Source organism: Aquirufa beregesia, assembly GCF_011090385.1.
GTDB lineage: Bacteria > Bacteroidota > Bacteroidia > Cytophagales > Spirosomataceae > Aquirufa > Aquirufa beregesia.
The window spans coordinates 76,765-96,774 of sequence record NZ_SEWW01000009.1; the positions used below are offsets into that span (position 1 = coordinate 76,765).

21 protein-coding genes are annotated in these 20,010 nt (G+C 40.8%); 3 read left to right on the top strand and 18 right to left on the bottom strand.

What is annotated here, in order from left to right:
* Position 1 precedes the first annotated feature (1 nt).
* The 12 genes from nuoH to EWU23_RS12315 all read right to left on the bottom strand — a co-directional run bounded on the left by nuoH (position 2) and on the right by EWU23_RS12315 (position 11,371).
* A complete protein-coding gene (gene nuoH / locus EWU23_RS12260; protein ID WP_166232612.1) occupies positions 2-1,126 on the bottom strand; it encodes an NADH-quinone oxidoreductase subunit NuoH in 1,125 nt (374 codons plus the stop codon).
* A gap of 2 nt (positions 1,127-1,128) precedes the next feature.
* Positions 1,129-2,160 (bottom strand): 2Fe-2S iron-sulfur cluster-binding protein, encoded by a 1,032-nt coding sequence (locus tag EWU23_RS12265; RefSeq protein WP_166232614.1) that lies wholly within the window; start codon positions 2,158-2,160, stop codon positions 1,129-1,131.
* A gap of 40 nt (positions 2,161-2,200) precedes the next feature.
* Positions 2,201-3,364 (bottom strand): glycosyltransferase, encoded by a 1,164-nt coding sequence (locus tag EWU23_RS12270; protein WP_166232616.1) that lies wholly within the window; start codon positions 3,362-3,364, stop codon positions 2,201-2,203.
* The gene (gene nuoF, locus EWU23_RS12275) at positions 3,364-4,704 is read right to left on the bottom strand and encodes an NADH-quinone oxidoreductase subunit NuoF (protein ID WP_166232619.1); all 1,341 of its coding nucleotides are present in this window, start codon (positions 4,702-4,704) and stop codon (positions 3,364-3,366) included. Before nuoF ends, EWU23_RS12270 begins: the two co-directional genes overlap by 1 nt.
* Positions 4,705-4,710: 6 nt before the next feature.
* Positions 4,711-5,205 carry an NADH-quinone oxidoreductase subunit NuoE family protein gene (locus EWU23_RS12280; RefSeq protein ID WP_166232621.1) on the bottom strand — a complete coding sequence of 165 codons (495 nt, stop codon included), beginning with the start codon at positions 5,203-5,205 and terminating at the stop codon, positions 4,711-4,713.
* Between the two features lie 3 nt (positions 5,206-5,208).
* On the bottom strand, positions 5,209-6,444 hold the full coding sequence (locus EWU23_RS12285; protein WP_166232623.1) for an NADH-quinone oxidoreductase subunit D: 1,236 nt from the start codon (positions 6,442-6,444) through the stop codon (positions 5,209-5,211).
* Between the two features lie 21 nt (positions 6,445-6,465).
* Positions 6,466-6,975 carry an NADH-quinone oxidoreductase subunit C gene (locus tag EWU23_RS12290; protein ID WP_166232624.1) on the bottom strand — a complete coding sequence of 170 codons (510 nt, stop codon included), beginning with the start codon at positions 6,973-6,975 and terminating at the stop codon, positions 6,466-6,468.
* An 11-nt stretch (positions 6,976-6,986) separates the two neighbouring features.
* On the bottom strand, positions 6,987-7,535 hold the full coding sequence (locus EWU23_RS12295) for an NADH-quinone oxidoreductase subunit B (protein ID WP_109322264.1): 549 nt from the start codon (positions 7,533-7,535) through the stop codon (positions 6,987-6,989).
* 49 nt (positions 7,536-7,584) lie between these two features.
* Positions 7,585-7,953: an NADH-quinone oxidoreductase subunit A gene (locus tag EWU23_RS12300; protein WP_109322263.1), complete on the bottom strand. Its 369-nt coding sequence runs from the start codon at positions 7,951-7,953 to the stop codon at positions 7,585-7,587.
* A 65-nt stretch (positions 7,954-8,018) separates the two neighbouring features.
* Entirely contained in the window at positions 8,019-9,368 is a 1,350-nt protein-coding gene (locus EWU23_RS12305) for a Gfo/Idh/MocA family protein (RefSeq protein ID WP_166232626.1), read from the bottom strand.
* Positions 9,369-9,390: 22 nt separating this feature from the next.
* Positions 9,391-10,353, bottom strand: a complete 963-nt coding sequence (locus EWU23_RS12310) for a formylglycine-generating enzyme family protein (protein ID WP_166232629.1) — start codon at positions 10,351-10,353, stop codon at positions 9,391-9,393.
* Positions 10,354-10,366: 13 nt separating this feature from the next.
* A complete protein-coding gene (locus tag EWU23_RS12315) occupies positions 10,367-11,371 on the bottom strand; it encodes an FAD:protein FMN transferase (RefSeq protein WP_166232631.1) in 1,005 nt (334 codons plus the stop codon).
* A gap of 96 nt (positions 11,372-11,467) precedes the next feature.
* Between EWU23_RS12315 and guaB the strand changes: the two genes are divergently transcribed.
* The gene (guaB, locus tag EWU23_RS12320; protein WP_166232633.1) at positions 11,468-12,937 is read left to right on the top strand and encodes an IMP dehydrogenase; all 1,470 of its coding nucleotides are present in this window, start codon (positions 11,468-11,470) and stop codon (positions 12,935-12,937) included.
* Between the two features lie 398 nt (positions 12,938-13,335).
* Here the strand turns inward: guaB and hemE are convergent, their stop codons facing one another.
* Together hemE and EWU23_RS14180 are read right to left on the bottom strand one after the other, a co-directional pair.
* Positions 13,336-14,367, bottom strand: a complete 1,032-nt coding sequence (gene hemE / locus EWU23_RS12325) for a uroporphyrinogen decarboxylase (protein WP_166232635.1) — start codon at positions 14,365-14,367, stop codon at positions 13,336-13,338.
* A 373-nt stretch (positions 14,368-14,740) separates the two neighbouring features.
* Positions 14,741-14,875: a hypothetical protein gene (locus EWU23_RS14180; RefSeq protein WP_262886095.1), complete on the bottom strand. Its 135-nt coding sequence runs from the start codon at positions 14,873-14,875 to the stop codon at positions 14,741-14,743.
* A gap of 607 nt (positions 14,876-15,482) precedes the next feature.
* Here EWU23_RS14180 and yihA point away from each other — a divergent pair.
* Complete coding sequence (gene yihA, locus EWU23_RS12330) at positions 15,483-16,100, top strand: ribosome biogenesis GTP-binding protein YihA/YsxC (RefSeq protein WP_166232637.1); 618 nt, start codon at positions 15,483-15,485, stop codon at positions 16,098-16,100.
* Between the two features lie 29 nt (positions 16,101-16,129).
* Positions 16,130-16,642: a DUF5606 family protein gene (locus EWU23_RS12335; protein ID WP_166232639.1), complete on the top strand. Its 513-nt coding sequence runs from the start codon at positions 16,130-16,132 to the stop codon at positions 16,640-16,642.
* 51 nt (positions 16,643-16,693) lie between these two features.
* Here the strand turns inward: EWU23_RS12335 and EWU23_RS12340 are convergent, their stop codons facing one another.
* The 4 genes from EWU23_RS12340 to plsY form a co-directional block, all read right to left on the bottom strand.
* Positions 16,694-17,014, bottom strand: coding sequence for a c-type cytochrome (locus EWU23_RS12340; protein ID WP_166232641.1), 321 nt, complete (start codon positions 17,012-17,014; stop codon positions 16,694-16,696).
* 85 nt (positions 17,015-17,099) lie between these two features.
* On the bottom strand, positions 17,100-17,927 hold the full coding sequence (murQ, locus tag EWU23_RS12345; RefSeq protein WP_166232643.1) for an N-acetylmuramic acid 6-phosphate etherase: 828 nt from the start codon (positions 17,925-17,927) through the stop codon (positions 17,100-17,102).
* Positions 17,927-19,300 (bottom strand): dipeptidase, encoded by a 1,374-nt coding sequence (locus EWU23_RS12350; RefSeq protein WP_166232645.1) that lies wholly within the window; start codon positions 19,298-19,300, stop codon positions 17,927-17,929. The genes murQ and EWU23_RS12350 overlap by 1 nt, the downstream gene beginning before the upstream one ends.
* A gap of 54 nt (positions 19,301-19,354) precedes the next feature.
* The gene (gene plsY / locus EWU23_RS12355) at positions 19,355-19,999 is read right to left on the bottom strand and encodes a glycerol-3-phosphate 1-O-acyltransferase PlsY (protein WP_166232647.1); all 645 of its coding nucleotides are present in this window, start codon (positions 19,997-19,999) and stop codon (positions 19,355-19,357) included.
* Positions 20,000-20,010 lie beyond the last annotated feature (11 nt).

Genomic DNA, 20,010 nt, shown 5'->3' on the forward strand with positions numbered 1-20,010 from the left:
CCTAAGCTATTTTTTTCTTTACTAATAATTGATCATACACGAACAAAGCCGCGATTAACACCACCAATCCAGCGATGGATACCATAAATGGTTTTCCTACCAAAATACCAAAGCCTGTGACAACCACATTGTACATGGCTAATGGAATCAAACCTGTCCAACCTAAGTTCATCAATTGGTCATAACGGAATCTTGGGATGGTCCAACGTACCCACATGAATACAAATACAAAACCTAAGGACTTGCCAATCAAAGCACCCACACCCACAAAACTGGCCACATTACTTCCAAACTGCTGAGTAACGAACTCGACGCCTGGATAATCATAACCCCCAAAATATAAAGTTGCCATCACCGCTCCTGAAATGAACATGTTGATATACTCAGCAAATAAGTAAAACCCTAATTTCATGGATGAATACTCGGTATGGTAGCCCCCAATTAATTCTGTCTCACATTCTGGTAAATCAAATGGCGTACGATTACACTCAGCAAAGGCACAAATAATAAAAATTAGGAATCCTAAAGGCTGATAGAAAATATTCCAATGTCCATTTTGTTGCACTTCTACAATCTGTTTTGTCGATAAAGAACCCGTAATCATCAAAATAGTGATGATGGCCATTCCCATGGCCAATTCATAAGAAATGTTTTGAGATGCAGCACGAATAGCTCCTAAAAGAGCAAATTTATTATTAGAAGCCCAGCCACCAATCATGATGCCATAAACCCCTAAAGATACTATTCCGAATACCCACAAAATACCGATGTTCACATCAATACCTTGTAAATCAAAAGTAGCTCCTCCAATGGTTACCGAATCACCAAAAGGAACCACCGCTGAGGTCATCAAGGCAGTTAGCATGGATAAACAAGGTCCAGCGATGAACAACCATTTATTGGAATTTGCTGGAATAAAATCTTCCTTCATGAACATCTTCACGGCATCTGCCAAAGGCTGCAAAATACCAAAAGGTCCTGCACGATCTGGACCAATACGGTCCTGCATGAACGCGGCAATCTTTCGTTCAAAATAAGTTGAATAAGCAGCAATCCCCAAGGTAATCGCAAATACGACTCCTACAATAATGGCTTTTGCTATAAAAACGGTATTAAGTAATTCCATAATTATTTCTTTTCTGAACTGGGAAGACTCTTTTTAGCAGGTAAAAAACTACGATCACGATCATCATCAATCAGCTTATAAGCCAAAGCCGCTTGTTTGATTGAGAAGGATGGTTGAATCAAATTAGCTCCGTATTTATTGGCTGAAATAACCGAATGACGCGCTATTTTAGTGGGTCCTTCAATCACCCAATCCGAGGTTTTTTTACGCTCGAAACGACAAGTATTACAAATGAATTCCTTCACTTCTCCCCACTCATTTTTACGTCCCGTTACCCGTATCACTTCATCTCCCCGATACCATAAAGTCACATTTCCAGAGCATTTGTCGCAGTCGCAATGCGCATCTTCAGGTTTGGAGAACCAAACACGACTCTTGAATCGGTAGGTTCTATCCGTTAATGCTCCTACTGGGCACACATCAATTACATTTCCCGAAAAATCATTGTCAATAGCCTTTTCAATGTAGGTACTAATCTCTGCGTGGTCACCACGGTGCATTACACCATGGACACGGCCTTCGGTCAACTGATCTGCGGCATACACACAACGGTAACATAGAATACAACGATTCATGTTCAGTTTGATGTAAGGGCCTAAATCTACAGGCTCAAACGTATTTCTATCTTCGACTGTACGCGTGGAAGAAACTCCATGCTCGAAAGAGAAATCTTGTAAATGACATTCTCCAGCTTGATCACAAACAGGGCAATCCAATGGGTGATTTAACAATAAAAACTCCACAATACCTTTTCTAGTCTCCAATACCTGCTCATTGATGGTATTTTCCACAATCATTCCATCTTGAACCGTTGTGATACAAGAAGGAACTAATTTAGGCATAGGACGAGGGTCCTTTTCAGAACCAGCCGTTACTTTCACTAAGCAACCGCGGCATTTACCCCCTGTTCCTTTCAAAGGCTCATAGTAACACATAGCAGGCGGAGCAATCTCTGGACCAATCATCCTTGCTGCCTGCATGATGGTAGTACCTGGTTCTACCTCTAAAGTGATGTTATCAATTGTTACTTTCATTTTCTATTTTTAAGGGTTTTGGCCCTTGATCCATGTTCAATTAAAGATCTTTTTCTAGTTCAGCCCATCGCTCCATAAACGCTTTCACGGTATATTGGGTAGATCTAATTTTCAATTTTTCACCTATGGCTGTTCGATCAGTCTCCGAGGCTTTCAGCCAATGTATGATTAAATCAGCCATTTGGCCTTCATCCATATAATCCACTAACAAGTCCGCTAAACCCTGTGTGAAGTCAGCAATGCCTCCACTCTCCTGAAACCCTAACACAGGTTTCGCTTGGTGGCCCGCTTCTAACATCACCAAAGGAAAAGGATCTTCGCGAGAAGATAGGAAAAACAAATCCATGGCCTCAAAATAGGCTCTAGTATCTGCTTTGGCAGGAATTAAATGCACTTGTGCACCCACATCCCATTTCTCTTTCTCTTCTATGAGCTCCGCCGAATACAGGTTATCACCCATGCCTAACCAGACAAAATGAACCTCAGGTTTCAAACGAATCACCTGTCTGGCTACTCGAATAAACACATCCGTTCCTTTTCTCCATTCTGCCAATCCACAGCCCAAAACCATAGGACTTGAAGCAGGGATATTCAACTGTTCCCGAACTTGCTCGGAAGAGCTTGATTTAGCTTTTGCCAATTCAGCTACCGGAGGCAAAAGGGCCAATTTATCGCTTGGAATCTCGTATTTCTCCTTCAATAATAACCTCACTTGTTCTGAAACCGCATACACATGCTTCACTTTTTGTGCCAAAAACTGCATATCTTTTTCCGAGGCATAGGTCTCGCAAGAAAATTTCAATTCATGTACATAAGCGCCAAAAGCTATTTTTAAGGAAGTTAACTGTTGCATCAAGGATAATGATGCCACCGTATTTCCTAAAATCAAATCAAACTTTTGTTGGCGAAATTCGCTCAACATCGACTGAATTTCTGCTTTGTTGGGTTCCCGATCTGGTGAACTTTCCTCTCTTTTGAGAAAAGGTATTTTCTTAAATATATTTCTAGACTTGTTATGCTCTCTCCTCCAAACCCAAACTTCCGCATACTTACGGTAGCTGGCTAGTAAATCTCCTCCCTTTTCTAATAACAAATAGCCTTTATGACCATTCGCCGCATTTTCCTTAAGCCAATGCAATAAAACCAATTGTGCTCCTGCACGGTTGGCATCATGCCCTACAAAAAGAATTTTGGCTCCCATCATTAATTAGACCAGCTAGCACCTGGACGCATGTAAACAGCACCGGGTTGAGTCGCTAATTCAGGATGTTCAATATGCCATTCAAACTCATCTCTAAAATGACGAATTGCCGCTGATACTGGCCAAGCAGCCGCATCACCTAATGGACAAATGGTATTCCCTTCAATTTTCTTAGCCACATCCACTAACAAATCAATATCTTCTTTTCGGCCTTGGCCTAATTCTATACGCTTGATGACTTTATCCATCCAGCCCGTACCTTCTCTACAAGGAGAACATTGGCCACAAGATTCATGGTGATAAAAACGGGCAAAGGTCAAGGTATTATGCACAATGCAAGTCGTTTCATCCATCACGATAAATCCTCCTGAACCTAACATCGTTCCTGTAGCAAATCCACCATCTGATAAAGACTCATAAGTCATCAATCGCTTTTCACCTGTGGCAGTGGTTAAAATCATCTCCGCAGGCAAAATAGGCACCGAAGAACCTCCTGCCACTACGGCTTTTAATTTATGCCCATCCCGAATACCACCACACCATTCATCGGAATAAATGAAATCCTCCACGGTAATTCCTAATGGAATTTCATACACCCCAGGCTTGCGAATATGCCCTGAAGCTGAAATCAATTTAGTACCTGTACTTCTTCCTACGCCAATCTGCGCATACGCATCACCACCGTTATTCACAATCCATGAAGTAGCTGCAATAGACTCCACATTGTTTACCACGGTAGGGCATTGCCACAGACCTTTCACCGCTGGGAATGGAGGCTTATTACGAGGATTACCTCGTTTACCTTCCAAAGACTCCAATAAAGCTGTTTCCTCACCACAGATATAAGCACCACCGCCGGACTGAACATATAAGTCCAAATCATAGCCTGAGCCTAAAATATTTTTACCCAATAAACCTTTATCATAAGCTTCTTGGATGGCTTTTTCTAAAATATGAATCACATACATCAACTCTCCACGAACGTAGATGTAAGATGTATTAGCACCCAATGCAAAGCTAGAAACAATCATTCCTTCGATTAAGGTATGAGGTGATTTCCACATCAAATAATGATCTTTGAACGTACCTGGCTCGGATTCATCGGCATTACATACCAAATAACGAGGCACGCCTTCTGGTTTCGCCAAAAATGACCACTTCATTCCGACAGGGAATCCTGCACCTCCACGACCACGCAATCCCGATTTTTTTACTTCTTCAGTAACTTCATCAGGAGTCATTTTTTTCAATGCTTTTTCTACCGCTTGGTACCCACCATGCTTACGATACACATCAATCGTTTCTATTCCTGGTACCTCAATATGTTCGGTTAATATCTTCATCCTCGCTTATTTTCCTAATTCATCAATGATTTGATCTACCTTCTCCTTGGTCAAGTGCATGTAAAACTTCTCACGAATCTGAAATACAGGTCCCCAGCCACAAGCTGCCAAACACTCCACTTCTTTCACCGTGAACTTGCCATCAGCGGAAGTTCCTCCTGTTTCCACGCCCAAACGCTTTTTTAAGTGGTCATATACTTCTACTCCACCCATCAAGCAACAAGGGCCCGTCCGGCAATACTCAATGACATGTTCTCCTACTGGTTCCAAATGGAACATGGTATAAAAACTAGCCACTTCATACACCTCAATAGGCTTTATGGACAACAAAGAAGCCACATAATCCATCACTTCTGAACTGCACCATTTCCATTCAGCTTGGGCTACATGTAAAATGGGCAAAAGTGCCGATTTCTGTTTCCCTTCTGGGTAACGAGCGATGATTTTCTTCACTAAATCCAGCGTTTCTGCTGGAAAAACTATGTTATTCTTACCTTCCATGTATTATGTATCTAACTCACCTGCAATCACGTTCATCGATGACATTGTCACAATGGCATCAGATAAGGTCGAACCTTTGATCATCTCTGGGAATGCTTGGTAATATATATATCCCGGTCTACGGAATTTCAAACGATACGGTGTACGTCCTCCATCCGAAACCAAATAGAATCCTAATTCTCCATTACCTCCCTCTACCGAGTGGTAGACCTCACCTACCGGTGCATCTATTTCTCCCATCACAATTTTGAAATGGTAAATCAATGCTTCCATATTTCGGTAAACCTCTTGCTTAGGTGGCAAGTAATAGTGCGGTGCATCTGCATGATAAGGTCCTTCAGGCAAATTATCCATCGCCTGCTGAATGATGCGCAAACTCTGCCACATTTCCTCTTCACGAACTAAAAAACGATCGTACGTATCTCCTTTGGTGCCTACCGGAATTTCAAAATCAAAATCCTCATAGGACGAATATGGATTTAATGACCGAACATCATAATCCACACCAGCGGCTCGTAAATTAGGGCCTGTAAAACCGTAGTTCAAAGCACGTTCCGCTGAAATAGCGCCCACGTTTTGAGTACGATCCATGAATATGCGGTTGCGAACCACCATACTTTCAAATTCTTTCAAAGCAGCTGGTAATTCGGCCAATAATTTCTTGATTTTCTCGATGGCTACAGGGCTCAAATCCCTTTCCATACCACCAAAGCGACCCATATTGGTCGTTAAACGAGCCCCACAAAGCTCTTCATAAATTTCATAAATAAACTCTCTCCATTGGTATACATACAAGAAACCTGTCAAAGCTCCCGTATCTACTGCTAAGATAGAGTTACAAATAATATGATCAGCCAAACGAGCCAACTCCATCATGATGACACGAATGTATTGTGCCCGTTTAGGAACTTCAATCCCTAATAATTTCTCTACCGTCATGTGCCAGCCCATATTGTTGATTGGTGCTGAACAGTAATTCATACGGTCAGTTAAGGTGGTAATTTGATAGAATGGACGACGTTCTGCAATCTTTTCAAATGCGCGGTGAATATATCCCACCGTTTGTTCTGCATCCACAATGGTTTCCCCGTCCATCGTCAAGATATTTTGAAAAATACCATGCGTGGCTGGGTGTGTAGGCCCTAAGTTCAGGGTGGTCAACTCGTTCACATAAGGACCGCTTTTAGGCGTCTTATCTAGACCTACGTTGGGGTTATTTACTAATGCTACTTCAGACATGTTTCGCTCGTTGAAGGTAGTTTATCTACCAAATAATTCATCTATTTTATCGTGACGGGTGGCATCCTCCAATGGATATTCCTTACGCATCGGATGGTAATCCATGTCCTCTACGTTCAAAATACGGATCAAATTCGGGTGACCTTCAAAAATAATGCCGTAAAAATCAAAGGCTTCACGCTCCATCCAGTTGGCGGTAGCAAACAAACCTGTCACGGTAGGAACTTCTGGCTTTTCAATAGGTACATAAATTTTGATCCACAAACGCACATTGTTCTCTAAGCTGTGCAAATGATATATAACTCCCAATTCTTGTCCTTTCGCCTCAGGGAAATGAATTCCACCTAAATCTGTCAAAAATTGAAATTTCAATACCGGATGTTGGTATAGAAAATGAAGCATCGGAACGATGTGTTCCACTTCAGTAGTTACTTGTAAGATTCCATGGGATTCAGCGATTCCATACATGGCCTCTTCACCGAATTGCCCTTGTAAGGCATCTATAATTTGTTGATTACTCACGTTTTCCATGCTCGATTTACTTATTCAATACCATAAGATTCCAACAAAGCCTTATACTCGGGTTGGTTTCTACGACGAATAGACTCATTTTTTGCCAGCTCCTGAATTTGCATAAAACCATCCAAAATTTGCTCTGGACGTGGGGGACAGCCTGGCACATATACATCCACAGGAATGATGCGATCAATTCCTTGCAATACCGAGTAAGTATCAAAAATACCTCCAGAACAAGCACAAGCGCCCACGGATAAAACCCAACGAGGCTCAGCCATTTGCAAATACACTTGCTTCACTACAGGAGCCATTTTCTTAGCTATCGTACCCATGACCATCAACACATCGGCTTGGCGCGCAGAAAAACTTAAACGCTCTGCACCAAAACGACCAATGTCATAGTGAGAAGCCATGGTTGACATGAATTCAATACCGCAGCAAGATGTAGCAAAAGGTAATGGCCAGAGCGAATTCGCTCTAGCCATCCCTACTAATGAATCTAAACTGGTAGCAAAAAATCCCTGACCCTCTAAACCTGCCGGCGCTTCTACGATATTAATTTTTGCATCACTCATATATAATCTTCTTTTCTATTAAAAATAAACCAAGCAAAAAGCTAAAAGTTTATTTTTCCCAGGTTAAAATACCTTTTTTAATTACGTAGATAAATCCAGCTAATAATAAGCCCATGAAGACGATCATTTCATAAAAACCGTTCCATGCCAATTGCTTAAAATTCACTGCCCAAGGGTACATAAATACAATCTCCAAATCAAACAAAACAAACAAGATAGCCACCAAGAAATACTTCACCGAAATAGGTGTACGCGCATCTCCGATGGACTCAATACCACACTCAAATGAATCATCTTTTTTCGCAGAATGGCGTTTGGGACCTAAAGCATGCGTAAGGACCATAACCAGTACGATAAAAGCCAAAGCCGCTGCTAATTGAACGAAAATGGGTAAAAAATCTTGAGGTTGATAGTTCATCTTGTACTTCGCTAAATTTGAAGCGGCAATTTACTCACTAAAATCTAATTTTGAAGATTATTTTATTAAAAATACTTGGTTTTTCCTGGCACTGCTACTGGGTACAAACCATTCGCATCTGGCTTCAATGGCATATCTGCATCCCAAGCAAAGCGGCTCGGTGCAATATTAATACCTGAGTTAATTGCTTTGTCCCATTCAATAATCTGTCCAGAATAGGTAGCCATCCTTCCTAAAATAGAAGTCATAGTGGAATATGCCCCATTTTCAGCATCTGCAAATTTGTATTCTCCCGCTGCCACAGTAGCCCACAATTCATCATGCTCAGTTTGATATGGATTATTCTCTTTTGTCTTTTTATCAAAAGCATAATTCACATTCCCCTTTAAATCCAAAATTTTAGCTGAATCAAAAAGCACTTTACCCTTGGTTCCAATCAAATGCTCATCTACTTTAGTCCAGGTTCCTGGAATATGACGGCATTGACTATTCAATATCGTTCCATCAGCATATTCAAATTCAACGATATGGTGATCAAAAATCTCGCCATACTCTTTTCCTTTTCTCACTTCTCTACCACCTGTTCCTCTAGCTCGTACGGGATACCCGTTTTTCGCCCAGTTGATCACATCAATATTGTGAATATGCTGTTCCGTAATATGGTCACCGCAAATCCAGTTAAAGTAATACCAGTTTCTCATTTGATATTCCATTTCTGTCTGACCCTCCTTACGAGGCTTAACCCAAACTCCATCATTATTCCACCAACATGAGGCCGAAACCACATCACCAATTTGACCATCCTGCACCCGTTTCATCAAATCACGGTACGAATTTTGATAGTGACGCTGTAAACCCACCACCACATTCAATTTTTTCTCTTTGGCTATTTTCGCAGCAGCTAACACCCGTTGGATACCCGCAGGATCAGTTGCCACCGGTTTTTCCATGAATATCTGCTTACCTAAGCGAACCGCCTCCTCAAAATGATAGGGACGAAAACCTGGAGGCGTCGTTAAAATCACCACATCTGCCAATGCCATGGCTTGTTTGTAGCCATCAAAACCAACAAATTTATGATCTTCAGGTACATTGACTTTCTGATTTACCTGAACGGCTTTGGCAGAAGTATCTTTGGCCCGGGAATTCATGACACTTTTATAGCAATCATCCAATCGATCTTTGAAAGCATCAGCCATAGCTACCAATTGAATATTTTCTTTCGTACTTAAAGCCTGAATAATAGCTCCTGTACCTCTACCACCACATCCAATCAAGGCTACTTTTAAGGTATCACCCACATTACTCTGACTGAAACTTACTCTAGGGTTAGCTTGGGCAACTAGCGGGGCGGCTAGTAGTGCTCCAGCTCCAAGGCTCGACTGCACTATAAATTCTCTACGTGAATTTTTCATGTTATTAGGTATATTTTGAAGGTTAATAATCTTTTAAATACTGATCAAAAAAGGCCCGAACTTCTTCAGGACTGGGTTGCTTAACAGGTCGCATGATCCGGAAGCCCACAAAAGGCGCATCGGCATTCCACCATTTACTCTTAGGTTCTTGTGGATCTCTTCTGTTCCAAACTGGGTCCGCGGCTAACCTACTCGCGCTTCTGGCCATTTTGACCTCATCTCGATAACTGCCACCTCTCACCACGGCATCAGCATATTTATCCTTAAAGATCGCATGATGAGCTTGTTTATTGCTTGAATAGGTCGGTTCATACTGATCCAATACCCATTCATGGACATTTCCTAACATATCATACAATCCCCAGGCATTGGGTTTCTTCTGGGCCACCAAGTGATACTTATCTCCCGAATTAGTAGCAATCCAAGCATAATCCTCTAGTTTTTCATTTACATTCAGGGAAGAATAAGCGCCTTTGCCGCCAGCCTTACAAGCATATTCCCATTCTGCTTCCGTAGGCAAACGGTAAAATATTTGGGTTTTGGCATATAACCATTTACAATACATGAGAGCAGCGAAATGCTGCATGGAGTTGGCAGGATAACCTCCCACTTTACCCATACCTAAAGTAAAATCAATGTAGGGAGGACTAGGGCGAGTAATGGCATCTGGGCCTTCTTTGGCTGGCTTAGGTGCTGGATCACGATCTTCCTCAAAAAACAATTGGTATTCATCATAGGTCACTTCAGTTTTTCCCATCCAAAAAGCTTCCAAATTGATTTTTTGTTGGGGACCCTCATCGGCATTTCTACCCACTTCAGCATTAGGGCTACCCAAAAACAAGGTTCCTGAAGGGATGGCCTGCATATCAAAAGCCACAGTAGAATTAGGGATGACTTGTCGGTAAGATTTTAATGTTTGCCCCCATCCTATCTGACATATCCCAACACAGCAGGCAAGTACTATTACATGTATTTTTCTATTCATTCTTGCATTAATTCTATTCGACTTTCAAGATACCATGATTCAATAATATTTCCAATTTCCCTCTTTGGTATTCCCATACAAGAACCTGCACTTGGGGAAAGCGTTGAAGCATGACTTTTAATTCCTCCAATTCCATGATGGTGGCGGCTGTCGCTATCCAATCGGCTCTGGCTCCATCAGGTGCTATGGCAGTAGCCGAACGAGCATGTTCTAAACCTATACCAGTTTGGGGATCTAGGACATGAGAATAATTTTTACCGGCAATTTCTACTTGTTGATATGTTTTACCAGAACTGGCAATCGACTGATGTTTGATTTCCAAAAAATCGGTCGATACTTTTTTGGAATTAGGCAATTCCAAACCCACTTTCCAAGCATCTCCCTGCGGATTCACTTGGCTAGCACTTACTTTACCTCCTGCATCGACCAAAGCATATGGATATCCGGATTTCACTAAATAATCCAAAACTCGTTGGGCTACAAAACCTTTTCCTATCGATCCTACATCCAATTGACAGGCAGAATTGAGCAATCGAATAGCACTACTATCGGCATTAAATTCCAAACAAGGACTTTGCAATGCCTTCACCCATTTTTGAAGCAATTCCTGTTCTGGCATTAATTGGGTCTTGCGAGCAATTCTCCAGGCTGCCACTAATCTCCCAATGAATATATTGAGGTCGCCTCCACTCTGGCGATAGGCCAACAAAGATTCTTTCAAAATAGCGCGAAAGGGTTCTTGAATGGTATAAAATTGACCTGTGCCAGCCCTGTGATTCACCTGACTTAAATCAGAATTTGCCTGATAATCACTCAGTTGCATTTCCAAATTCTCCGCCAAAGCTTGGGCCTTTTGAATAGTTTGAGATAAACCCACAGAATCTTGGCAAGAAACAATAATGCGAAATGGAGATCCCATTCGGGCAGTTTCAAATCGGTATTTGATCCATTGGGCTTGGGTTAAAAAGCCACAACAAAGTAAACAGACCGTGATGAGAAGGGATTTTTTATTCATCATTCAAATATTACGAAAAATTATTGTAATTTTGTCTGGCAAATAAGGGTACGGTTCGCCTTCATCCGATAAATCCAATTCCCATTCAATTTATTTGCCATGCTTGATTCATCCAAATTTCTTTTCGAAGCACTTACCTACGACGACGTCCTGTTGCTTCCTGCCTATTCTGAAGTCTTACCACGTGATGTGAAGACTCAAACTAGATTGACCAAAAACATCAGTTTGAATATCCCGATTGTTTCTGCCGCCATGGATACTGTGACGGAAGCCGATTTAGCGATCGCTTTGGCGCAAGAAGGAGGTATCGGAATCATTCATAAAAACATGACGATTCAGCAGCAAGCAGCGCAAGTTCGTAAAGTGAAGCGCTCCGAATCAGGAATGATCATTGATCCGATCACCTTACATGATACTCAAACTTTAGGTGACGCACAGCGCATCATGAAGGAATTCAAAATCGGGGGTATACCAGTCATTAATACACAAGGAATTTTAGTAGGGATTTTGACAAACCGGGATTTACGTTTCCAAAAAGAAACGGCCAGACCGGTACATGAAATCATGACTAAGGTGAACCTGATTACAGCCAATGAAGGAATCAGCATGGAAGCGGCTGAAAGTATTTTACAAGAGCATAAAATTGAAAAATTACCCATCATCGACAAGAATGGTCGATTGATTGGATTAATTACGTATAAAGATATTTTAAAACGCAAAAGCCACCCTTTAGCATCCAAAGATCCTTTGGGACGCTTACGGGTAGGTGCAGCCGTGGGAGTAACACATGATTTACTAGATCGTGTTCAAGCTTTAGTTCAAGTAGGCGTAGACGTTATCAGTATTGATACCGCCCATGGACATTCCAAAGGAGTGATAGATGCCTTAAAAGCAGTGAAAACTTCATACCCAAGCTTGGATGTGATTGTTGGAAATATTGCCACTGGCGAAGCGGCTAAAGCTTTAGCAGAAGCAGGAGCCGATGCCGTAAAGGTAGGTGTGGGACCAGGAAGTATTTGCACAACACGTATTATTGCGGGTGTGGGAATGCCCCAATTAACGGCAGTTTACGAGGCGGCAAAGGCCTTAGAACCTTACAATGTCCCTTTAATAGCAGATGGAGGAATTCGTTTTTCTGGAGATATAGCCAAAGCCATCGCAGGTGGAGCTAGTACCGTGATGATTGGTTCATTATTAGCTGGTACCGATGAGGCCCCAGGTGAAATGATTATTTTGGAAGGACGTAAATTTAAATCTTACCGCGGAATGGGTTCATTAGAAGCCATGGAAGATGGGTCTAAGGATCGCTATTTCCAAGATGCGGAAGATGATATTAAAAAATTAGTTCCGGAAGGAATCGTTGGCCGTGTACCATTTAAAGGTTCGGTGACTGAAATTTTATACCAAATGGTGGGTGGTTTGAAAGCAGGAATGGGCTATTGTGGAGCAGGGACCATCACTGATATGCAACAAGCAAAATTTGTCAAAATCACTTCTGCAGGAGTGAAAGAAAGTCACCCACATGATGTTAGCATTTCCAAGGAAGCACCAAACTATAGTGCTAAATAAAACAACAAGCTCTGGATTTAAAACCATGATTGTCATAATCAAACAAGCTCTGGATTTAAATCCAGAGCTTAATAATAGAAAATAACTGAAATTCTGTACCCTATGGTAGATGGTTTAAATCCTTGATCGCATTAAATAAACAACAAGCTCTGGATTTAAATCCAGAGCTTGTTAATAGAAAATAACTGAAATTCTGTACCCTATGGTAGATGGTTTAAATCCTTGATCGCCTGGAATAAACAACAAGCTCTGGATTTAAATCCAGAGCTTGTTAATAGAAAATAACTGAAATTCTGTACCCTATGGTAGATGGTTTAAATCCTTGATCGCCTGGAATAAACAACAAGCTCTGGATTTAAATCCAGAGCTTTTTTCTTTGAAGGTATATAGCCTAACTCTTATACAGGATAATTATGTACCGTATCCACAAAACATTTCACCTTATCTGGGTGAATATCGGGATAAACACCATGGCCTAAATTGGCAATATAACGCTGAGTGCCAAATTGATCAATCATCTTTTTCGTCTCAGTTTCCACCGTTTTAAAATCTCCATAAAGAGCACATGGATCTAAATTACCCTGAAGGGTTCTATTGGGCCCGACCAGCTTTCTAGATTCCTGAATATCCATATTCCAATCCAATCCTATGGTAGCACAGTTTAATTGAGCCATTTCCTCTCTAGCAAAAAATGCTCCTTTAGCAAATAAGGTAACAGGAACCTCCGTCAAAGCATCACAAATTTGCTTGAGGTATGGAGTAGAAAAAGCACTATACTGGGCCGGAGACAATATACCTGCCCATGAATCAAATACCTGAATCAAATTGGCTCCTACTGCCACTTGAGCTTTCAAATAGGCAATGGTCGAATCCGTTATCTTTTGCAATAAAGCGTGAGCTAATGCTGGATCAGCATATAACATTTTCTTAGCCTGGGAAAACGTTTTTGAGCCTTTGCCTTCCACCATGTAACAAAATATAGTAAACGGGGCTCCCGCAAAGCCTATTAAAGGTATTTTGCCTGCTAAGTCCCGCTTGACTATTTTGATAGCATCCAATACATAAGCTAAATCTTCTTCAGGAATGGCCGTTTTCAAAGCTGCTACATCTGCCTGAGAGCGAATAACCCGAGGAAAAATAGGACCTTTTTGCTCTTCCATGACATAGGGTAAACCCATGGCTTCAGGCACAACCAATATATCCGAAAATATGATGGCAGCATCTACGTCGAATCGATCTACTGGCTGAATTGTCACCTCGGCTGCCCATTCTGGATGCGTAGCCAAACCAATGAAAGAACCTGCTTTGGCCCTCACTTCTCGATATTCAGGTAAAATCCTTCCCGCTTGACGCATCACCCATACAGGGATTCTATCAACAGGTAATCCTTTTGCAGCCCTAATCAGGCGATCATTTCGTAAAACTTCCATATGATTATTCTAGCCACAAAGGTAGGGAAGAAATGCTAAATGATAAATGGTAAATTATAAATTGTGAATGCCTGAATGACGTTGACCGTTTTGTCTATTTTTGGATTCTACATGTTTCTTAATTAGGTTAATCCCAACGAAAGATTGGAGCGAAGCGGAAGGCGGATATTTGACCCAGCGCATAGGCCATGTGCGTAATCGTCAAAGATTAAAGCCGTAAGCGAAGTGACAATCGGTTCCGCAAAGCTGAATTCTTCTTGGATTAACCGTATTCCTTCCGTTTTTTTGTTTCTTTTTTATAAAAAAAGAAATACCATGAAAAGTATTATTCCAACAATGATACTGATAAAAGGAAACAAAATAAGCCAAACCTTTATTGTTTCATCATTTCACTAGGATTTTCTTTTTTTGAAAAAAAAAGAAACAAAAAAACTTCTTTTTTGTCGTCCAGCTCCAGCGAAATGTGATTCTCTCCGCTATCGCCTATATTTTTGACGCCAACGCGCATCGCCCATGCTCAGGGTCAAAACCTCGTCTACCCCTGCGTTCATCACATTTCGCTGGAGCTGGACGACGGGGTTCTCTTTCTTAAGAAAATTCGACATTCTTCATTTCTAGGTTAATCCCAACGAAAGATTGGAGCGAAGCGGAAGGCCGATATTTGACCCAGCGCATAGGCCATGTGCGTAAGCGGAGTGACAATCGGTTCTGCAAAGCAGAATTCGTCTTGGATTAACCGTATCCCTTCTGTTTTTTTTGTTTCTTTTTTTATGAAAAAAAAGAAATACCATGAAAAGCATTATTCTAACAATGTTAATAATAAAAGGAAACTGAATAAACCAAAATTTTATTGTTTCATCATTTCACTAGGATTTTCTTTTTATGAAAAAAAGAAAGTATTAGTAAAAAAATGTAGTTAGTAAATAAATCACTAAACTATTCAATTTTACGGAACATCAATTACTTAGGCTTTTCTCGATTATAGAGTGATACAGCACGGTCAACTTCCTTGACTAGGATTTCGAAATTATTGATTTCACGAGGCCGTAAATAATATCTAATCCCTAATAACTACTAATAACCTCGTATCTTTGTAGCTCTTTAATTTTTACCCTATGCAAGTAATTAGTGCACAATTCATCACGAGTAATACCGATTACTTAAAATGTCCACCCGACAAATTCCCCGAATTTGCCTTCATTGGCCGTTCTAATGTGGGTAAATCTTCCTTAATCAACTCCATCACCTTTCATAAAAAACTAGCTAAAACCTCTCAAACTCCAGGTAAAACGCAATTAATCAATCACTTTTTGATTAATGACAACTGGTATTTAGTGGATTTACCCGGTTATGGATACGCTCAAGTGAGTAAAGAAAAAAGAAAGGAATTCGAAAAAATGATTTTGGATTATCTGATCAACCGTAAAAGCCTAACATGTTTATTTTTGCTGGTCGACTTACGGTTGAAGCCGCAACCGGTGGATATTGCCTTCATGGAAAGAATGGCGGAAGAGCAAATCCCCTTTTACCTAGTGTTCACTAAGGCTGATAAATTATCTCAAAAACAGGTGGATGATAATTTCAAACATTACCAAGATTTCTTACTGCAATCTTGGGAAGCTTTGCCAAGATTGTTCATCACTTCTGCCGAAAAACACCAGGGAAGAGAAGAAATCTTGGCCAGCATTCAGGAATTAATTGACTCATCTCCCTATAAATCAAGGAAATCTTAATATTTTTGCGACCGAATTAAACATCACACATGGAATTATTAAATGAAATTGCCCACATCTCAGGCAAAAGCGGATTATTTAGAGTATTAAAACCCACACGTACTGGGGTTATTGTAGAAACATTAGATGCTCTAAAGCAAAAGTCGGTTGTTAGCGGTCAAACACGTATCTCGGTTTTAAAAGATATTTCCCTTTACCTAGATGATCACCAAGACAGCACTTTGCCATTAGGTGACTTATTTCAATTGATTCATTCCGTTTGTCAAGGTTCATTGAATATTGAACCTAAAAAGGCCAGTGATTCGGAATTATTTGGTTTATTAGCCAGTATCGTCCCAAACTACGATTCCGATCGAGTGTATGCCTCGGATATCAAAAAAATCCTTTCTTGGTATTTGATTTTAGTCAACAATACACCTGATATGTTCCAAACAGCCCCTGCTGCAGAAGAACCCAAGGCTGAAAAAGTAGCTAAAGCACCCAAAGTGGCGAAAGAAGAAAAAGTAGCTAAAGCTCCTAAAAAAGCAAAAGCGACTAAATAAGTCGCTTTATCTATAATCAAAAAAAAATCCCGATTAACTCGGGATTTTTTTTTATTTCAATGAGTTGATCCAAGAAGCAATTTTCATCGCATCCGCTTTGGGCACATTTTTCAATGCCATCATCGGTGGGTAACCTGGCCAATTCTCAGGCTTTGGATTCGCAATTAATTCAACAATTTTTGCATTGCTATACTTTTTCTTAGCTACATCCATGTAAGCGGGTCCAACTAAACGCGCATCTACCTTATGGCAAGCAAAGCAAGTATATTTTTGCATTAATGGCTTGATATCAGCAGGAAAATCCTCGGCATTGGCTTGGAATGCAAATGTTCCTAATGTTACAGCCAAAATAAATTTAGATATTTTTTTCATTTTGATTGAATGTTTTAATTAAACGCAAAATAAGGGATTAAAACGTTATTTTCTATATGCTCCTACGCATATTTCTCCCTTTTTATTAAATAGAAGCGTGAAATGCATCCACCGCGGCTCTAACACTTCCATGTTGATCCAACAATTCCGAAGCTTTATCTTCCGATACACCTGTGGCTTCCTTCACCATCCGAATGGCTCGTAATACCAATTTGTGGTTACTTAACGCCATATCCACCATTTTATTTCCTCTTACCCTTCCCAAACGAATCATAACAGCCGTTGAAATCATGTTCAATACCAATTTCTGTGCCGTTCCTGATTTCATACGGGTACTTCCAGTGACATATTCGGACCCTACCACCACTTCAATCGGATATTGAGCCACTTGGGCAATGGCACTTCCTGCATTACATACAATACATGCCGTTAAAACACCATGGGCATTGGCATCTCGCAAACCTCCAATGACATAGGGAGTCCTACCCGAAGCTGCAATACCAATCACCACATCGTTTTTATCAATATCATAGGCTTTCATATCCAACCAAGCCTGTTGTTCGTCATCTTCAGCATTTTCTACTGCCTTCCGAATAGCTCCATCTCCTCCCGCAATCAAGCCTATCACCCAATCATGGGGAACTCCATAGGTTGGCGGACACTCTGAGGCATCTACGACTCCCAATCGACCACTAGTACCGGCACCAATATAAAATAACCTTCCCCCCTTTTCCATACGAGCCACTACTTGCTCTACTACTTTTTCTATTTGAGGAATCACCTTTTCTACCGAATAGGGTACTGTCTTATCTTCGGCATTGATTTGTCGTAGAATCGTATCCACGGATTGTTTATCCAAATCCAAATAATTGGAGTCAGATTCGGTTGCTAGCTTACTTAAATTCTCGGCCATTATTTCGTAGAAAGTGCGTAAAAATGTTTAAAAAAGTGAGGAATTGTTTCTATCCCTTTGTAAAAATTAAACAAACCAAAATGCTCATTGGGTGAATGTATCGCATCCGAATCTAAACCAAATCCCATCAAAACCGACTTAATTCCCAATTCCCTTTCAAAAACAGTAGGTACTGGTATACTTCCCCCGCCGCGTGTCGGCACGGGTTCCTTACCAAATGTCTCTGTTAGGGCTTTGGAAGCCGCTTGAAAGGCGATTGTATCCGTAGGCATCACATAGGCCTCACCTCCATGATGCGGCGTAACAGTCACCTTCACGCCTTTGGGAGCAATGGACTTAAAATGCTCCGTAAATAACTGTGTGATTTTTTCTGAACTTTGATTAGGTACCAAACGCATGGAAATCTTGGCATGAGCCAAAGATGGCAATACGGTTTTAGCTCCTTCTCCTATGTATCCACCCCAAATTCCGTTAACATCCAATGTAGGACGAATAGATGCTCTTTCTAAAGTCGAATACCCTTTTTCTCCATGTACAGAAGCTATTCCCAAATCCTTTTGATATGCCTCCAAATCAAATGGAGTCTGCGCCATAGCTGCTCTATCTGAGGCGCTCAATTCCTGAACTGCTTCGTAAAAACCTGGTATGGTGATTTGATTAAATTCATCGTGCATGGATGAAATCATCTCACAAAGTATATTGATCGGATTAGCTACTGCTCCGCCATAAACGCCTGAATGTAAGTCGCGGTTGGGGCCTTGCACCGTTACTTCTAAATAACTTAATCCTCGTAAACCTACATCTATGGATGGAACATCATTAGCTATGATGGATGTATCTGAAATCAAAATAACATCCGCTTGAAGCAACTCCTTATTATTAGCAACAAAAATGGCCAAATTATTGGACCCTATCTCTTCTTCCCCTTCAATCATAAACTTGATATTACAGGGTAAAGAGTCCGTGGCTAACATGGCTTCAAAGGCCTTCACGTGCATGAAAACCTGACCTTTATCGTCACATGACCCACGGGCATAAATAATTTCGTCTTTTATAACTGGCTCAAAAGGAGGACTTTCCCATAAATCCAAAGGATCCGCTGGCTGCACATCATAGTGCCCATAAACCAATACGGTGGGAGCCTTAGTATCAATGATTTTTTCTCCATAAACTACGGGAAAACCGGCCGTTTCTTCCAAGCGAACATGCTCCGCACCGGATTGGCGTAAATTATTGGCTATAAATTCCGCTGCTCTTCGTACATCACCCGCATAAGTAGGGTCCGCAGAAATGGATGGAATACGTAATAAATCGAGTAATTCTTCTAAAAATCGTTGTTGATTAGCTTGAATATAAGCTTGTGTTTTTTTCATATCAAAAGGCGAATGGGATTAAATCATCCACACACAAAGATAAAAAAAAACGACTTAGGATTGTTTCTTTCGAGGGATTAGATACATCCGATTTTCTGTTCCTTGAAGGATGCGGGCAATATTCTTACGGTGCATAAAAATCACCAAAAAGGCGACAATAAAACCAAAGTATATCAAAATAGGGAATTCATCTCCAAAGACCTTAAAGACCATCAAGAATGGAAAAACCAAAGAAGCCACCATGGACCCTAAAGAGACGTAATTAGAAAGATAGAATACCAATAAAAACACAGCTATACTGACTAGGGCGGCTTCTGGATGTAAGGCCAAAACCATCCCCATCAAAGTAGCGACTCCCTTTCCTCCCTTAAAATCACAAAAGACAGGTAATAAATGACCCAAGACAGCCAAAAAACCAAATACGATTTTTAATGACACACAGGTTTGCCAATCAATCAAATGAAGGTAAAACAAAAAAGTCGAAAGGGAAGTCGCTAAAAAACCTTTAAAGGCATCCACAAATAGCACGATACTACCCGCCTTTTTACCTAGCACTCGAAATGTATTTGTGGCGCCAGCATTCCCACTTCCTAAGGTACGGATATCTACCCCATGATAGGCTTCACCATACCAAATGGCCGTTGGAATTGAGCCCAAAATATAGCTCAATAAACAAAGTCCAATGAGAATTAAAATCATAATAATATTAA

Bases quoted from the DNA above. Each gene is read 5' to 3' on its own strand.
- yihA (WP_166232637.1), top strand. From the start codon at position 15,483: ATGCAAGTAATTAGTGCACAATTCATCACGAGTAATACCGATTACTTA.
- EWU23_RS12295 (WP_109322264.1), bottom strand. From the start codon at position 7,535: ATGAGTGATGCAAAAATTAATATCGTAGAAGCGCCGGCAGGTTTAGAG.
- EWU23_RS12280 (WP_166232621.1), bottom strand. From the start codon at position 5,205: ATGGAAGGTAAGAATAACATAGTTTTTCCAGCAGAAACGCTGGATTTA.
- EWU23_RS12285 (WP_166232623.1), bottom strand. From the start codon at position 6,444: ATGTCTGAAGTAGCATTAGTAAATAACCCCAACGTAGGTCTAGATAAG.
- plsY (WP_166232647.1), bottom strand. From the start codon at position 19,999: ATGATTTTAATTCTCATTGGACTTTGTTTATTGAGCTATATTTTGGGC.
- EWU23_RS12305 (WP_166232626.1), bottom strand. From the start codon at position 9,368: ATGAAAAATTCACGTAGAGAATTTATAGTGCAGTCGAGCCTTGGAGCT.
- EWU23_RS12350 (WP_166232645.1), bottom strand. From the start codon at position 19,300: ATGAAAAAAACACAAGCTTATATTCAAGCTAATCAACAACGATTTTTA.
- murQ (WP_166232643.1), bottom strand. From the start codon at position 17,927: ATGGCCGAGAATTTAAGTAAGCTAGCAACCGAATCTGACTCCAATTAT.
- EWU23_RS12290 (WP_166232624.1), bottom strand. From the start codon at position 6,975: ATGGAAAACGTGAGTAATCAACAAATTATAGATGCCTTACAAGGGCAA.
- EWU23_RS12265 (WP_166232614.1), bottom strand. From the start codon at position 2,160: ATGAAAGTAACAATTGATAACATCACTTTAGAGGTAGAACCAGGTACT.
- EWU23_RS14180 (WP_262886095.1), bottom strand. From the start codon at position 14,875: ATGCGCGTTGGCGTCAAAAATATAGGCGATAGCGGAGAGAATCACATT.
- EWU23_RS12270 (WP_166232616.1), bottom strand. From the start codon at position 3,364: ATGATGGGAGCCAAAATTCTTTTTGTAGGGCATGATGCCAACCGTGCA.
- EWU23_RS12335 (WP_166232639.1), top strand. From the start codon at position 16,130: ATGGAATTATTAAATGAAATTGCCCACATCTCAGGCAAAAGCGGATTA.
- nuoF (WP_166232619.1), bottom strand. From the start codon at position 4,704: ATGAAGATATTAACCGAACATATTGAGGTACCAGGAATAGAAACGATT.
- nuoH (WP_166232612.1), bottom strand. From the start codon at position 1,126: ATGGAATTACTTAATACCGTTTTTATAGCAAAAGCCATTATTGTAGGA.
- EWU23_RS12340 (WP_166232641.1), bottom strand. From the start codon at position 17,014: ATGAAAAAAATATCTAAATTTATTTTGGCTGTAACATTAGGAACATTT.
- EWU23_RS12310 (WP_166232629.1), bottom strand. From the start codon at position 10,353: ATGAATAGAAAAATACATGTAATAGTACTTGCCTGCTGTGTTGGGATA.
- EWU23_RS12315 (WP_166232631.1), bottom strand. From the start codon at position 11,371: ATGATGAATAAAAAATCCCTTCTCATCACGGTCTGTTTACTTTGTTGT.
- guaB (WP_166232633.1), top strand. From the start codon at position 11,468: ATGCTTGATTCATCCAAATTTCTTTTCGAAGCACTTACCTACGACGAC.
- EWU23_RS12300 (WP_109322263.1), bottom strand. From the start codon at position 7,953: ATGAACTATCAACCTCAAGATTTTTTACCCATTTTCGTTCAATTAGCA.
- hemE (WP_166232635.1), bottom strand. From the start codon at position 14,367: ATGGAAGTTTTACGAAATGATCGCCTGATTAGGGCTGCAAAAGGATTA.